The sequence below is a fragment of the Micromonospora sp. NPDC048909 genome (assembly GCF_040649635.1).
In the GTDB taxonomy this organism is placed as follows: domain Bacteria; phylum Actinomycetota; class Actinomycetes; order Mycobacteriales; family Micromonosporaceae; genus Micromonospora.
Window position 1 is genome coordinate 111,092 of the sequence record NZ_JBEZFU010000015.1, and the last position, 15,069, is coordinate 126,160.

General features: G+C 71.0%; 11 protein-coding genes and 1 pseudogene. 5 read left to right on the top strand and 7 right to left on the bottom strand.

The features are described 5' to 3' along the window. Window positions 1-70: 70 nt before the first annotated feature. The gene (locus AB0C04_RS29270) at window positions 71-1,027 is read left to right on the top strand and encodes a GNAT family N-acetyltransferase (protein WP_357060808.1); all 957 of its coding nucleotides are present in this window, start codon (window positions 71-73) and stop codon (window positions 1,025-1,027) included. A 71-nt stretch (window positions 1,028-1,098) separates the two neighbouring features. Beyond that, window positions 1,099-2,463, top strand: coding sequence for an NAD(P)/FAD-dependent oxidoreductase (locus AB0C04_RS29275; RefSeq protein ID WP_357060810.1), 1,365 nt, complete (start codon window positions 1,099-1,101; stop codon window positions 2,461-2,463). Between the two features lie 57 nt (window positions 2,464-2,520). On the opposite strand, the pseudogene AB0C04_RS29280 reads toward AB0C04_RS29275, so the two are convergent. Further along, window positions 2,521-2,797 (bottom strand): annotated as a pseudogene (locus AB0C04_RS29280) (IS5/IS1182 family transposase); the annotation flags it as partial. A gap of 470 nt (window positions 2,798-3,267) precedes the next feature. Then, window positions 3,268-3,564, bottom strand: coding sequence for a GYD domain-containing protein (locus AB0C04_RS29285; RefSeq protein WP_357060813.1), 297 nt, complete (start codon window positions 3,562-3,564; stop codon window positions 3,268-3,270). 601 nt (window positions 3,565-4,165) lie between these two features. Here AB0C04_RS29285 and AB0C04_RS29290 point away from each other — a divergent pair. Next, window positions 4,166-4,651 (top strand): tyrosine-type recombinase/integrase, encoded by a 486-nt coding sequence (locus tag AB0C04_RS29290; RefSeq protein ID WP_357060838.1) that lies wholly within the window; start codon window positions 4,166-4,168, stop codon window positions 4,649-4,651. A gap of 43 nt (window positions 4,652-4,694) precedes the next feature. On the opposite strand, the gene metH is transcribed toward AB0C04_RS29290, so the two are convergent. Beyond that, the gene (gene metH, locus AB0C04_RS29295) at window positions 4,695-8,210 is read right to left on the bottom strand and encodes a methionine synthase (RefSeq protein WP_357060816.1); all 3,516 of its coding nucleotides are present in this window, start codon (window positions 8,208-8,210) and stop codon (window positions 4,695-4,697) included. A 262-nt stretch (window positions 8,211-8,472) separates the two neighbouring features. Between metH and AB0C04_RS29300 the strand changes: the two genes are divergently transcribed. Beyond that, on the top strand, window positions 8,473-9,342 hold the full coding sequence (locus AB0C04_RS29300) for a PAC2 family protein (RefSeq protein WP_350876985.1): 870 nt from the start codon (window positions 8,473-8,475) through the stop codon (window positions 9,340-9,342). A 93-nt stretch (window positions 9,343-9,435) separates the two neighbouring features. Beyond that, window positions 9,436-10,227 carry a GntR family transcriptional regulator gene (locus AB0C04_RS29305; protein ID WP_357060820.1) on the top strand — a complete coding sequence of 264 codons (792 nt, stop codon included), beginning with the start codon at window positions 9,436-9,438 and terminating at the stop codon, window positions 10,225-10,227. Between the two features lie 180 nt (window positions 10,228-10,407). On the opposite strand, the gene mshC is transcribed toward AB0C04_RS29305, so the two are convergent. The 4 genes from mshC to AB0C04_RS29325 form a co-directional block, all read right to left on the bottom strand. Further along, window positions 10,408-11,646 carry a cysteine--1-D-myo-inosityl 2-amino-2-deoxy-alpha-D-glucopyranoside ligase gene (mshC, locus tag AB0C04_RS29310; RefSeq protein ID WP_357060823.1) on the bottom strand — a complete coding sequence of 413 codons (1,239 nt, stop codon included), beginning with the start codon at window positions 11,644-11,646 and terminating at the stop codon, window positions 10,408-10,410. Between the two features lie 95 nt (window positions 11,647-11,741). Then, on the bottom strand, window positions 11,742-12,560 hold the full coding sequence (locus tag AB0C04_RS29315) for an SCO1664 family protein (RefSeq protein WP_357060825.1): 819 nt from the start codon (window positions 12,558-12,560) through the stop codon (window positions 11,742-11,744). Next, window positions 12,557-13,138: a DUF3090 domain-containing protein gene (locus AB0C04_RS29320; protein ID WP_357060828.1), complete on the bottom strand. Its 582-nt coding sequence runs from the start codon at window positions 13,136-13,138 to the stop codon at window positions 12,557-12,559. The genes AB0C04_RS29315 and AB0C04_RS29320 overlap by 4 nt, the downstream gene beginning before the upstream one ends. Before the next feature lie 147 nt (window positions 13,139-13,285). After that, entirely contained in the window at window positions 13,286-13,999 is a 714-nt protein-coding gene (locus AB0C04_RS29325) for a histidine phosphatase family protein (protein WP_357060831.1), read from the bottom strand. Window positions 14,000-15,069: the final 1,070 nt, after the last annotated feature.

A 15,069-nucleotide genomic window follows, 5' to 3' on the forward strand; every position in this document is an offset into this window, starting at 1 on the left:
CGGCTGGACGAGTACGACTGTCGCCGCGACCCGGGACCGATCTGATGACCAATAACGAAGGGACACCACCATGACCGGCCCAGCTGAGCCGACCCGCTACGCCTTCGCGTACCCCGACGAGGCCGGACACCCCGACGAGAAAGGCACCCTCAGTCAGGACCAGGCCGTCCTCATCGACGAGGTGCTCGATGATCCCCGTGCCCCCGCATCCGACTTCGCCGTCGTCAACGACGAGAAAGCCGGCATCTACGACGCCATCGTCGGCGACCGCGAGATCGCCGGGCTGACCTACAACGTCGCCGGCGACGACCGACTCGTGCTGCTGGCCGTCTTGGTGTACCCCGAGTTCCGCAAACAGGGCATCGCCACCGAACTGATCCGACGCGTCCTGGACGACGCGCGCGCGCAAGGCAAGACCGTCACCATCCTGTGCCCGATCGTGCGCACGTTCATCGAGCACAACCCCGAGTACGCCGACCTCATCGACCCTGCGCACCCAGGAGTGACCAAAGGGTTCACACCGATCCTAAACCCAGCCACTAGCTCCCCGGCAGAAAGTGCGACGATGACGATCGATCTCAAGGCTGAGGCGGTCGTCCGTGACGAGAACAATGCGGCGATCATCGCCGCCTTGGACAAGTCAGGTCTTAGCGAGGTGGAGTCCAGCTGGGAACTCGATGTCATCAACGACGCGGAGCACGGGCGATGGGTCGCCACCCTCGGTGCCGAAGCGATCGCCGAGCTCCCGTACCGGTTCGTGGGTGGCCGTGTCGTTCTTCTGACGACTTGGGTCGATCCCGCCTACCGCAACCATCGGGTAGCCACGGAACTCGTCTCTCGCGTCCTGAACGAGATCCGCGAGAGCGGGAAGAAAATCACTATCATCTGCCCGGTCGTGGGTGAGTTCATTGCCCGCAACCCGCAGTACACCGACCTCATCGATAAGATCCATCCCGGCTCCGGCGCGTACCCCAAGCACGAACCCGTGAACCCCGAGAAGACCGCAGCGGTGTCGGGACCGGCCTGATCCGCCGACGTCACAAACCAGCGCGCTACCTGGTCATATAGGTGTCGACTGCGAGAGGAACAGAGGACACCGTGCGAACGATTCTGGTGGTCGGCGGCGGCTACGCCGGTTTCTACACGGCCTGGAAGCTGGAGAAGAAGCTTCGGCGGGATGAGGCACGGGTCGTCGTGGTTGATCCGCGCCCGTACATGACGTATCAGCCGTTTCTCCCCGAGGTGTTGGCCGGATCGGTCGAGGCGCGACACGCCGCGGTGTCGCTGCGCCGGCACCTACGCCGGGCCATGCTCATTTCGGGTGCGGTCGTCGCGGTCGACCACGCACACCGGACGGCTACTGTGCAGCCGGCCGAGGGTCCGGAGTTCGCGCTCGGCTACGACATCATCGTCGTCACCGCCGGCGCGGTGACCCGCAAGCTGGCCATTCCCGGCGTAGCGGAGCACGCGATCGGTATGAAGCACGTCGAGGAGGCGGTGGCGATCCGGGATCGGCTGCTGACCGCCTTCGACCGGGCCTCGGCGCTCGAGCCGGGGCCGCTGCGCCGGCGGCTGCTCACCGTGACGTTCGTGGGCGGTGGGTTCTCCGGCGTCGAGGGCTTCGGTGAGCTGCTGTCCCTGGCGACGTCGCTGATGCGGGCGTACCCCGAGCTGAACCCTGCCGAGCTGCAGTTCCACCTGGTGGAGGCCCGGGACCGCATCCTTCCCGAGGTCTCCGACGGACCCGGGCAATGGGTAGTGCGGTCGCTGGAGAAGCGCGGGGCACACGTGCACCTCAATGCCCAATTGATCTCCGCGCGCGACGGTCACGTGGTGCTGTCGACCGGGCAGGAGTTCGACTCCGACCTGATCGTGTGGACCGTCGGCAACGCCGCCAATCCGATGGTGCGCAGCCACACCGATCTGCCCATCGACGGGCGCGGGATGCTGATCGTCCGAGCCGACCTGCGGGTCGGCACCGAGAGCGAACCAGTGCCGGACGCCTGGGGCGCCGGCGACGACGCGGCGATTCCGGACCTCGCCGTGGGCCGGCCCGGCGCCGTGACGGTGCCGAACGCCCAGCACGCCGTGCGTCAGGGAAAGCTTCTGGCGAGGAACATCGTGGCCACCCTCCGCGGGCGGAAGGCGAAGCAGTACGTGCACCACAGCCTCGGCACCGTCGCCACGCTGGGCCTCGGTCGGGGCATCTTCCAGTACCGAGGCATCGTCATCAAGGGACTGCCGGCCTGGCTGATGCACCGGGGGTACCACGTCCTCGCCGTACCGAGCTGGGAACGGAAGACCCGGGTGCTGGCGGTCTGGCTGACCGCCGCGGTGTTCGGCCGCGACATCGTCTCGCTGGCCTCGCTGCAGGATCCCCGCCGCGCATTCGTCACCGGCGACGACCCGGTGGAGCCACCCACGCACCCGCCTGTTCGGTCCCAGCATGTTCAATCGGCATGACAACGTCGTGCGCAAGTTCGCCGAGGCCTGCCGACCAAGGTGTGTTTCATGAGCAGGTCAGAGCCACTCGGTGATGATGGTGATGGTGAGGACGGCTTGGAAGCGGACGGCCAACTTGTCGTATCGGGCGGCGACGCCGCGGTGGCGTTTGAGACGCGCGATGCCGTTCTCGACGGCGTGGCGTAGCCGGTAGGCATTTGTCGGCCAGGACCACATCGGGGCAGGTGCGGGGCCGGCCCACCCCGAGGCGGGTGACCCGGACGCGGTGCAGGACCGGGATGAACTTCGGACTGTCACCGCGGTGCCCCGCGGTCACGACCATCGAAACTAGCTTCAAGAGAAGTGCGCAGTCGCTTGCGGAGGCGGCTCAGGTCCTGCCCCGTGTGGCGCGACGAATGGAGGACGCTGCCCACAGGATGTCAAGGGGTCACTGAGCGTGGCGCGCGCTCCCGCCCATGCTCCGGGGGGTATGGCCGGGGGAAGGCGAACGTTCATCCACCAGAACGACCCGATGGTGAAGGCCGACGCAGCCAAGGCGATGATCATGCTTGGCGTGATCCCGGCGTTGGCCCAGATGTCCCGTACGGGTGCGGCGCTGCCGAGCGGGGGCGCTTACTGCGGCGGGGCAACGTTCTTGGGCATCCTCGGCTGCGGGTCGCCGACGCAGCCAGGCAGAGCCAGGAGTAGGGCGGCGGCGGGTGCGGACCATGCCAGGCACCGTACCGATCCACGTCGGCGCGGCGTGGCCCCTGCCCGCGGATGTACGACATGCTCCACTGGTCGTAGGCATCGTGTGGAAGGCCCTTAGCCAGCGGTTTTGCCGATGACGCGTGCTATCTCCTCTCGACCGAAGGCCCGCAGCGTCGTGGTACGCACGTTGCCCGCCCCGCCGAGCTGCAGGAGCGCCGCGGCGGCGGTTTCGTCGTCGGGCGCCTCGACGACGGCCACGAGGTCGTACGGACCGACGGTCCAGTAAAGCTTTTGGAGATCCGCCCCGACATTCTCGGTCGCTGTCGCGAAGGCGTCGGCGCGCTTCGCGGTGTCCTTGTAGTTTCGTATCCCCTGATCGGTCCAGTTCAGCAACGCGATATAGATCGGCATGGTCCTTCACCTCCATCGAGAGACCTCATCGTAGGGCTACTTCTGGGCATAATGGCCTGAATCGGCATCAAGTGCGCATCACAACGAATGATGCGAGTGATCAACAGGATGGCGGTCCGCCGTCCGAACGCCGCCGCGCGCACCCGGTCACAGTTGACGAGGCACGTCCATCCCGCGCTGGGTGCCCGCCCGATTGGGCAACTGCGCCACTCCGAGCTACAGGCATTCGTAAGCGGGCTTGGCCTGAGCGTCTCCGCGTCGTCGATCCGACCAATCTGGGCGACCGTGCGAGCGATCATGAGGACCGCCGTAGTCGACCGACCGATCACAGTCGATCCCTGCGCCGAGGTCCAGTTGCCCGAGCTTCCCATACGCGAACACAACTTTGTGCGGCTGACCGTCGACCAGGTCGATGCGCTCACCGAGGCGATGCCGCCCCGGCACCGCGCGCTGGTCGCGGTTGGTGCGATGACCGGGCTGCGGCAGGTGAGCTGTTCGGCCTGGAGGTCGGCGATATCGGATTCCTCAGTCGCCCCCTCGCCGTGTCAACGTCTCCAGCCAGGTACAGCCAAAGGCGGGTGGCGGCACGGAGCTATGCAGACTGAAGAACAGGCACAGCTACCGGAAGGTGCCGGTGGGCAAGAGGGTCACCGAGGTGCTCGCGGCGCACCTCGCCTCGTTCCCGCTGGACGCCGGGGTGGAGATGCTCGACAGGACCGGGCCGCGCGCGGTCACCCGGCGGGCGATCCTGATATTCACTGACGACGATGGCGAGGCACTGCACCGGAACCGGTTCAACAAGCACGTGTGGGGCCCGGCACGGAAGGCTGCCGGACTGCCGAACGACGCGACGATGCACGACCTGCAGCACTTCTACGCCAGCGCGCTGATCTTCAAGGGGCGCAGCGCAAAGACCGTCGCAGCACGACTCGGCCACGCGGACCCCACTACAACATGGAAGTTCTACGCCGGGCTGTGGTCGGACGAGGAGGAGTTGTCCGCGCAGGATCTCGACGACACCTTCGCAGAGGCCCGCGCCGCGCGGGCGGCCGCTGTGCCCACCGTGCGCCCAAGCGAGGCGGCGTGATCTATGAAGCCGCAGGCCAGAGGTGGTCCATAGCCCGCTACGCTTATTTGGCGTTGAAGTAGCTCGCCTCCGGGTGATGGACCACGATGGCGTCGGTGGCCTGCTCCGGCATCAGCTGGAACTCCTCGGACAGCTCCACCCCGATCCGCTCCGACCCGAGCAGATCCACGATCTTCGCCCGGTCCTCCAGATCCGGGCAGGCCGGGTAGCCGAACGCGTACCGACAGCCGCGGTAGTCGTTGCGCAGCAGGCCGGCCAGGTCCGCCGGGTCGTCCTGCGCGATCGTACGGCCGTCGGGCAGGGTCAGCTCGGCGCGGATCCGCCGGTGCCAGTACTCCGCGAGGGCCTCGGTGAGCTGCACGGAGAGCCCGTGCACCTCCAGGTAGTCGCGGTACTCGTTGCGGGCGAAGAGCTTCGCCGCGTACTCGCTGACCGGCTGGCCGACGGTGACCAGCTGCAACGCCACCACGTCCAGCTGCTCGCCTCGGGGGCGGAAGAAGTCGGCCAGGCAGAGCCGGCGCTCCTGCCGCTGCCGGGGGAAGGAGAACCGGGCCCGCTCGGTCTGCCCGTTCTCGTCCAGCACCACCAGGTCGTTGCCCTCGCTGTAGGCGGGGTAGTAGCCGTAGACCACGGCCGCCTCGAGCACCTGGTCGGAGATCAGCCGGTCCAGCCAGTAGCGCAGCCGCGGCCGGCCCTCGGTCTCCACCAGCTCCTCGTAGGACGGTCCCTGACCGCCCCGGGAGCCGCGCAGACCCCACTGCCCGAGGAAGGTGGCCCGCTCGTCCAGCAGCGCCGCGTAGTCGGCCAGCGGCACGCCCTTGACCACCCGCGTGCCGAAGAACGGCGGGGTGGGCACCTCCACGTCACCGGCCACGTCCGAGCGGACGGAGGAGTCGTGCAGCTCGGGCAGCGACTCGGCGACCACCGTCCGTTGCCGCTCGCGCCGCGCCCGCCGCGCCGCCAGCGCCGCCTCCCGCTCCGGGTCGACCACCGGCGCGCCGCCGCGCTTGGCAGTCATCACCCGGTCCATCAGCGACAGTCCCTCGAACGCGTCGCGCGCGTAGTGCACCTGCCCGGGGAACATCGACCGCAGGTCGTCCTCGACGTACGCCCGGGTCAACGCCGCGCCCCCCAGCAGCACCGGCCAGCGCTCCGCGACCCCGCGCGAGGCCATCTCGGCGAGATTCTCCTTCATGATGACCGTGCTCTTGACCAGCAGGCCGGACATCCCGATCGCGTCGGCGCGGTGCTCCTCGGCGGCCTCCAGGATGGCGTTGATCGGCTGCTTGATGCCGATGTTCACCACCTCGTAGCCGTTGTTGGACAGGATGATGTCGACCAGGTTCTTACCGATGTCGTGCACGTCGCCGCGCACGGTGGCCAGGACGATACGACCCTTGCCGCCGTCCTCCGCGGTCTCCATGTGCGGCTCCAGGTAGGCCACCGCGGTCTTCATCACCTCGGCGGACTGGAGCACGAACGGCAGCTGCATCTGCCCGGAGCCGAAGAGCTCACCGACCACCTTCATCCCGTCGAGCAGGATGTCGTTGATGATCGACAACGGGCTGCGACCCCCGGCCATCGCCGCGTCGAGGTCGGCCTCCAGGCCGTTGCGCTCGCCGTCGATGATCCGCCGCTTGAGCCGCTCGTCCAGCGGCAGCGCGGCCAACTCCTCGGCCCGGCCGGCCCGCGCCGACGCGGCGTCGACCCCCTCGAAGATCTCGATGAAGTGCTGCACCGGGTCGTACCCCTCGCGGCGCCGGTCGTAGACCAGGTCGAGGGCCGCCTCGCGCTGCTCGTCGGGGATCTTCGACATCGGCAGGATCTTGCTGGCGTGCACGATCGCCGAGGTCAGGCCGGCCTGCACGCACTCGTGCAGGAAGACCGAGTTGAGCACCTGGCGGGCCGCCGGGTTCAGCCCGAACGACACGTTCGAGATGCCGAGGGTGAAGTTGACCCCCGGGTAGCGCCGGGCGATCTCCCGGATCGCCTCGATCGTCTCGATGCCGTCGCGGCGGGTCTCCTCCTGGCCGGTCGCGATCGGGAAGGTCAGCGCGTCGATCAGGATGTCGGATCGGTCCAGCCCCCACCGGCCGGTCAGGTCGTCGATCAACCGGGCCGCGACGCGGACCTTCCAATCCTTCGTCCGGGCCTGGCCCTCCTCGTCGATGAGCAGCGCCACCACCGCCGCGCCGTGCTCCTTGACCACCGGCATCACCCGGGCGTAGCGGGAGTCGGGGCCGTCGCCGTCCTCGAAGTTCACCGAGTTGACCACGCACCGGCCGCCGAGCATCTCCAGCCCGGCCTCGACCACCGCGGGCTCGGTGGAGTCCAGCATGATCGGCAGAGTCGACGCGGTGGCGAACCGGCCGGCCAGCTCCCGCATGTCGAGGGTGCCGTCGCGGCCGACGTAGTCCACGCACAGGTCGAGCAGGTGCGAGCCGTCGCGCGCCTGACTACGGGCGATCTCGACGCAGGCCCGCCAGTCCTCGGCGAGCATGGCCTCGCGGAACGCCTTGGAGCCGTTGGCGTTGGTCCGCTCCCCCACCATCAGCACCGAGGCGTCCTGGGCGAACGGCACCGGGTGGTAGACCGACGAGACGCCGGCCTCGTGCCGCGGCTCACGCGCCGCCGCGGTGACCCCGTGCAGCCGCTCGGCCAGCACCTGGATGTGCTCCGGGGTGGTGCCGCAACAGCCGCCGACCAGGCCCACGCCGTACTCGGTGATGAACCGCTCCAGCGCGTCGGCCAACTCGACCGGCGTGAGCGGGAAGTAGGCCCCGTCCGCGGTCAGCACGGGCAGGCCGGCGTTGGGCATTACCGACAGCGGGATCCGGGAGTGCTGCGACAGGTAGCGCAGGTGCTCGCTCATCTCCGCCGGGCCGGTCGAGCAGTTCAGCCCGATCAGGTCGACCCCGAGCGGCTCGATGGCCGCCAGCGCCGCGCCGATCTCGCTGCCGACCAGCATGGTGCCGGTGGTCTCCACGGCGACGTGGCAGATGATCGGGACGGACTGCCCCAGCTCGGCCATCGCCCGCTTCGACCCGACCACCGCCGCCTTGACCTGGAGCAGGTCCTGGCAGGTCTCAATGATCAACGCGTCCGCCCCGCCGACGATCAGGCCGGCGGCGTTCTCCTGGTACGCGTCGCGCAGGGTGGCGTAGGCGGCGTGGCCCAGGGTGGGGAGCTTGGTGCCCGGCCCGATCGAGCCGAGCACGAACCGGGGCCGCTCCGGCGTGGCGGCGGCGTCGGCGGCCTCCCGGGCGATCCGGGCGCCCGCCTCGGAGAGCTCCCGGATGCGGTGCGGGATGTCGTACTCGCCGAGGTTGGCCAGGTTGGCGCCGAACGTGTTGGTCTCCACGCAGTCCGCGCCGGCGGCGAGGTAGGCGTCGTGCACGCCGCGCACCACGTCGGGGCGGGTGACGTTGAGGATCTCGTTGCACCCCTCCAACCCGTCGAAGTCGTCGAGCGTCAGGTCGGCGGCCTGCAACATGGTCCCCATCGCCCCGTCGGCGATGAGGATCCGATCGGCCAGCACGTCGAGCAACGAAGTCCGCACGGCTTCAGGTTAGTGCGACCTCCGCCGAACCGACCGCCTCCCGCCCGGCGTCCCACATTGTGTCAGCGGGATCACGTTGTCCGGTTGCGCCGTCGGTGCCCCGGTTGTCCGGTGGGCTGAACGGCGCGGCCGACGGGCCGCATCCCGGCCCGGCACGTAGGCTGACGGACGTGAAGGAGAACAGGGACGCCACCGTGCACCAGGGGCGGACGACCGGGCTCGCGCCCGCCGCCGCCCGCCACGAGCAGGGTGAGGTGACGGCGTGACCGAGTTCGACGGACTGCCGGTGCTGCGTTCCCCGGTGGCCATCGCCGCGTTCGAGGGCTGGAACGACGCCGCGGACGCGTCCACCGCGGCCGTCGAGCACCTGGAGCAGGTCTGGCAGGCCCGGCAGGTCACCGAGCTCGACCCGGAGGACTTCTACGACTTCCAGGTCAGCCGCCCGACCATCACCATGGCCGAGGGCGAGACCCGCCGGGTCGAGTGGCCGACCACCCGCTTCATGGTGGCCAGCCCCGAGGGCACCGAGCGCGACGTGGTGCTGATCCGCGGCATCGAGCCGAGCATGCGGTGGCGCACCTTCTGCGAGCAGGTGCTGGAGATCTGCCACAGCCTGGAGGTCGAGCGGGTGGTGCTGCTCGGCGCGCTGCTGGCCGACGTGCCCTACACCCGACCGCTGCCGATCAGCGGCAGCGCCTCCGACGCGCAGGCCGCCGAGCGCTATCAACTCACCCCCACCCGCTACGACGGCCCGACCGGCATCGTCGGCGTGCTGCACGACGCCTGCAGCCGCGCCGAGGTGGACGCCGTCTCGTTCTGGGTGCACGTGCCGCACTACGCCAACAACCCGCCCTGCCCCAAGGCCACCCTGGCGCTGCTGCACCGCGTCGAGGAGGTGCTCGACCTGCCGGTGCCGATGGCCGACCTGGCCGAGGAGGCCGCCGAGTGGGAGCAGCGGGTGCGCAGCGCCGCCGAGCAGGACGCGGAACTCGGTGAATACGTCCGCGAGCTGGAGGAACGGGTCGGCGACGCGGGCATCACACCGCTGACCGGTGACGAGATCGCTCAGGAGTTCGAGAAGTACCTGCGGCGCCGTGGCGGGTCGGCCGGTCCGACCGCCGGTTCCTGGTAGCGCCTCTCCCCGGCCGTTTGTGTGCGTGTCCGGGTGGCGCCGGCACACCCTCTACGGCATCCTAGGAACCTAGATGTGATCAAGGAGGCGGGCATGCAGATCAACCCGGGCGCTGCCGAATTCCCGCACCGGCAGATCGCCGCGCAGCTCAAGGCCCAGGTGCGGCGCGGCGACTGGGGGCCGGGCGAGCGCCTGCCGTCCATCCCGGCCATCGCCGAGATGTTCGGCGTGGCGAAGCAGACCGTGCAGCGCGCCGTCGACCAGCTGCGGGTCGAGGGCATCCTCATCACCAAGCCGGGCTCCGGTACGTACGTCCGCGGCACCCGCCGGCGGCTCAACCGGCTCTCCCGCGGGCGCTACGGCGGCTTCCGCGGCTACCACACCGACCTGGCCGCCCGGTACCGGCAGCAGCTCGTCTCCGTCGGCCGGGCCCCGGCCCCGGCGGAGGTAGCCGACGCGTTCGGCGTGGCCGACGGCACCGACCTGCTCTGCCGGCGGCACCTGGTCCGCACCGAGGACTCCCCCGTCGAGGTGGGCGCCTCCTGGTTCCTGCCCACCGACACCGCCGGCACCACACTGGAGCGGGCCGAGGCGTTCGGCCGGCCGCTCTACCAGGAGGCCGAGGAGGCCACCGGCCGGCGGTACGTCTCGGCGACCGACACGATCAGCGCCCGCCAGCCCAGCCGGGAGGAGGCGGAGACGCTGCAGATCCGCCCGGACACCCCCGTGCTGCACCTGCTGCACGTCGCCTACGACGGCGCCCACAAACCGATCGAGGTCGCCCAGGCCACCTGGCCCGGCCCGATGACCACCCTCACCGAGGAGTACAAGATCCCGGCCCCGGCCGCCGACCCGGAACCCGACCCCGGGCTCGTCCTCGGCTGACCGCCCGCCCAGCCCCGCCCCGCCCCGCCCCGCCCCGCCCCGCCCCGCCCCGCCCCGCCCCGGCGATCATGCAGTTGTGGTGCGGCACGAAAGGCGCGGAAGACCACGTACCGCCCACCACAACTCCATGATCGACCTGGGCAGGGGTGGGCGGGTGGGGCAGGGGTCGCGGGGCGGGGGTCAGAGGCGGATGCCGAGAAGGGCGTCCATCGTCTTCGCGAAGAGGGCGGGGGCGGCAGGGTCGTCACCGGCGCCGGCGAGGGCCTGCTCGGCCCAGGCGTCGGCCACCGCCAGTGCGCCCGGGCTGTCCAGGTCGTCGGCGAGCCGGTCGCGTACGCCGGCCAGCAGCTCGGCCCCGGACGGCCCGGCGGGCGCGGCGGCGGCTCGCCGCCAGCGGTCCAGCCGCTCCTGCGCCGCGCTCAGCAGCTCGTCGGTCCAGGTGCGGTCGCTGCGGTAGTGCCCGGTCAGCAGCGCCAGCCGGACCGCCATCGGGTCGACCCGGTCGGCCCGCAGCCGGGAGACGAAGACCAGGTTGCCCCGGGACTTCGACATCTTCTCGCCGTCCAGCCCGATCATGCCGGCGTGCACGTAGTGCCGGGCGAACGGCGCCTCGCCGGTCAGCCGCTCGGCGTGCGCCGCGGACGCCTCGTGGTGCGGGAAGAGCAGGTCGTTGCCGCCGCCCTGCACGTCGATCTGGTTGCCCAGCAGGTTCAGCGCGATCACCGCGCACTCGATGTGCCAGCCCGGGCGACCCGGCCCGAGGTCGCCGCCCGGCCAGGACGGCTCACCCTCCCGGGTGCCGCGCCAGAGCAGCGGGTCGAGCGGGTCGCGCTTGCCGGCCCGGTCCGGGTCACCGCCGCGCTCCGGGAAGATCTTCAGCATCTCCTCCCGGCTCAGGTTCGACTCGTAGCCGAACCGGGGCGTGGCGGAGATGTCGTAGTAGACGTCGCCGGTGCCGTCGTCGAGGCGGTAGGCGGCGCCGTCCTTGAGCAGCAGCTGGACCTTGTCGGCGATGTCCGGGATCGACTCGACGGCGCCGACGTAGTGCTCCGGCGGGATGATCCGCAGCGCCTCCATGTCCTCGCGGAACAGCGCCGTCTCGCGCATCGCCAGGACCACCCAGTCCTCGCCGTCGCGGGCGGCCCGCTCCAGCAGCGGGTCGTCGATGTCGGTGACGTTCTGCACGTAGCGGACCGGGCGCCCGGCGTCCCGCCACATCCGCTGCACCAGATCGAAGGTGATCATGGTGGCGGCGTGGCCGAGGTGGGTGGCGTCGTACGGGGTGATGCCGCAGACGTACATCCGCGCCACGTCCGTCGGATCGCTCGGGTGCACGCCCTGTCGCGCCGAGTCGTACAACTCCAGCGGCCGGCCGCTACCCGGCAGCCGCGGCACCTCGTGTCCCGTCCACGCTTCCATGACCGCCAGCCTAACCAGCCGGCCGGAGCCGGGCGGCCGCCCCCACAGGTGATCAACATGACAGCAGGCCGGGCCCACGGGCTGGCCCGCTCAGCTCACATCGGCGGCCAGGGCACCGCCGGCCAGTCCTCCGACGGCAACGGGAACCGGCCGGTGTCGCGCAGCCGGTCGATGCGGGCGGCCAGCTCGGCGATCTCGCTGATCGTCAGGTGGTCATCGAGTTCGGCGCCGAGCGGGCCGGTGATCTGGCCGGCGAGCGCGTCGAGCATCTGCGTCGCGTCCGGGGGTAGCTGCCGGCCGGCCCAGCCCCAGAGCACCGTGCGCAGCTTTCCCTCGACGTGGAAGCTCACCCCGTGGTCGACGCCGTAGATCCGGTCGTCCGGCCCGACCAGCACGTGCCCACCCTTGCGGTCGGCATTGTTGATCACGGCGTCGAGCACCGCGAGCCGGGCCAGCCGGGGATCGTCGGCGTGGGCCAGTGCGTACGGGGTGCCGTCGTCGTCGCGGGCGGCCGCGATCGGGAACCAGCGCGGCGGCAGCTCGTCGGCCGGTACGAACCCGACCAGCGGCTCGGCCTCCTCCGGCTCGTCGATCCAGAGCTGGCAGGACCCCGGCCCGAACGGGCCGTCACGCAGCACCGTCGGCGGCACCAGGTCCCAGCCGGAGGCCCGGGAGACCAGGTAGGCCGAGACCTCCCGGCCGGCGAGGGTGCCGTCCGGGAAGTCCCAGAGCGGGCGTTCGCCCCGCACCGGCTTGTAGACGCAGCGGGCGCTGAGGCCGTCCAGGGTCAACACCCCGCGCAGGGTGGTGTTCGACGCGTCGACGAGCCGGCCCTCCAGGGCGAGCTCGCCGTCACGCAGCAGCCGGAGTGCGGCGCTGCCGTCCTGTCGGGGCTGGATGCCGGACGACGTCACCGGTGGTAACCGTTGTGCCGCGGGCAGAGGTGCCCGGCGGGATCCAGCGGTTGACCGCAGAGCGGGCAGGGCGGTCGACCGGCGTTGACCACCCGCCGCGCCCGCTCGATGAACTCGCGGGTCGCGTGCGGGGTGAGCCGGACCCGCAGCCGGTCGAGGTCCTCGTCCCGCTCCTCGTCGTCGTCATCGTCGTCATCGTCGTCGGATTCGCCCAGCTCGACCTCGGCCTCCGCCTCCCCGGCGGCGATCGCCTCGATCACCACGGTCGCGCTGTCGACGTCGAAGGCCAGCCCGAGGGTGCCGACGCGGAACTCCTCGTCGACCGGCGTGTCCAGCGGCTCGTTGTCGCCGATCACGGCGGGCGCCTCGGGCAGATCGACCCCGAAGCGGCGCTGCGCCTCGGTGAGCAGCTCCTCGAGCTTCTCGGCGAGCAGGGACACCTGGACCTTCTCCAGCGCGACGCTGACCAGCCGGCCGCCGCCGCGCGCCTGGAGGAAGAACGTGCGCTCCCCCGGCGGCCCGACGGTCCCGGCGACGAACCGCTCCGGCGGCTCGAAGGCGTGCACCTGGTGGGTCATACCCACGACCCTATCCGGCCCGTCATGGCGTCGCGCACCCCACCGACCCGAATCGCCGCCCGCCCGGCGCGCCCGCCGTACCCCCGGACCCGGTCGGGCGTGGCGACCCTGCCGGCCCCCGGGTCGGCGCCGCGCCGCCCGCGGGGTTCAGCGGGCCGCACCGGCGCCGCCGCCCACCGCGGCGTCCGAGTCGGTCGGCCGGGGGGCCCGCCGGCGGCGCTTGCGCGGCGCCGGGACCAGACCGGCCAGGTCGCCGCCGGTGTCGTTGAGCCGCACCAGGAACGGCCGCAGCGGGGTGTAGCGGATCGCGGTCACCGATGCCGGGTCCGCGACGATCCGCTGAAAGAGATCCAGGTGTACGCCGAGCGCGTCGGCCACGATGGCCTTGATCACATCACCGTGGCTGCAGGCCAGCCAGACCGCCTCGGGCCCGTGCTCGGCGGTGACCCGGGCGTCCCAGGAGCGCACCGCCGCCACCGCGCGGGCCGCCATCGCGGCCATCGCCTCGCCCTGCGGGAAGACGGCGGCGCTGGGATGCTGCTGGACCACCGGCCAGAGCGGCTCCTTGGCCAGCTTCTTCAGCGGCTGCCCCTCCCAGCTGCCGTAGTCGCACTCGATCAACCCGTCCTCGACGGCCGGGGTCGCCTCGGGCAGCGCCAGCTCCAGCGTCTGCCGGCACCGGATCAACGGACTGCTCACGACGGCGGCCAGCGGCACGCCGCGCAGCCGCGCACCCACCGCGGCGGCCTGCGCCCTACCGGTCTCGTCCAGCTCGACCGGTTGCCGACCGGCCAGGCCGCCGTCGGCGTTCGCGGTCGTCCGGCCGTGTCGCAGAAGCAGAAGGGTCGCCACGGGGACCACCCTATGACCTCGCCGACCGGCCCGACCGGCCGCGCTCGCCGGGCGTACGCATTGCACGCGCTGGCGGCCTGTCCGGGTGGCCCGACGGAGGTTTCCCGGGTCGGACCTCGCCATGGTCCGTGCCGTCTCGCCGACATGGCGGTGCCTGGCCGGGTGGGTACCGCCATGTCGGCGATCTGGAGTCGATCGGGCGGGTCCGTCGGGTTTGACCAACTCGGGTGATGTCGGCGTGTCCCGGCGGCTTCGTCACCCCGACTTCAGTGATCCCGGGTCGATCGCCGGTACTGGCGCTGGCGGGGGTCGCCGGGCCAGCCCCGGGCCGGACCTTGTCGGCGGGTGCTCGCGCCGGCGGATGCGTGCGCGACGGGCCGAGGCCGGTCGGCGCCGTGTGGGCTGATTGTCCGGTTTCCGGGCGTGATCTGCGGGGCCACGTCGAGCAGCCACACCTCCTGCGACAGCCCGGGGCCGTTGCGACCGTGCCGGGCTGGGTGCGTCTGAGCGGTTTGGGGTGTGACCGGGGGCATCCCGGGCCCGGAATGATGGGCGGCCCGGCGTCGTTGAATATCCCCGACGGCCGAGGTAGCAGCCCCGCCCGCTGGCCGGTTCACCCGGTCGCCGACAGTGGCTCGCCCGCCGGAATGATGGCGGGCCGCCAGTCGTTACATCTGGACCCGGCCGACGAGCCGACCCCGGAATGATGGCCGCCCCCGGGCCGTTACATCTGGACCCGGCCGGTGGTCCGGCCCCCCGGAATGATGGCGGGCCGCCGGTCGTTACATCTGGACCCGGCACCGCGAGGCCCCCCGCCCCGCACGTCGGATCCCCCTGGTCGATGAGCCCCACGTGTGGCCCGGCCTGAAGACTTTCCCTCTTGCTTGTTTTGTTGAGCGCCTTGTCGAGGTGCTGCACACCCGCGTGTGTCCGCTGACCCCCGTCGGTGGTGTGGGTGTCTACCCCCGAATTGGAGCTTCCCTGATGAACACGATCATGCGTAAGAGCGTTCTGAGTGTTGCTGGTCTGGCTTTCGCCGGTGGGATCTTCGCCGGCCCCGTCGCCGCGCACGCCGCGGC

Bases quoted from the DNA above. Each gene is read 5' to 3' on its own strand.
- AB0C04_RS29270 (WP_357060808.1), top strand. From the start codon at position 71: ATGACCGGCCCAGCTGAGCCGACCCGCTACGCCTTCGCGTACCCCGAC.
- AB0C04_RS29285 (WP_357060813.1), bottom strand. From the start codon at position 3,564: ATGCCGATCTATATCGCGTTGCTGAACTGGACCGATCAGGGGATACGA.
- AB0C04_RS29305 (WP_357060820.1), top strand. From the start codon at position 9,436: ATGCAGATCAACCCGGGCGCTGCCGAATTCCCGCACCGGCAGATCGCC.
- mshC (WP_357060823.1), bottom strand. From the start codon at position 11,646: ATGGAAGCGTGGACGGGACACGAGGTGCCGCGGCTGCCGGGTAGCGGC.
- AB0C04_RS29320 (WP_357060828.1), bottom strand. From the start codon at position 13,138: ATGACCCACCAGGTGCACGCCTTCGAGCCGCCGGAGCGGTTCGTCGCC.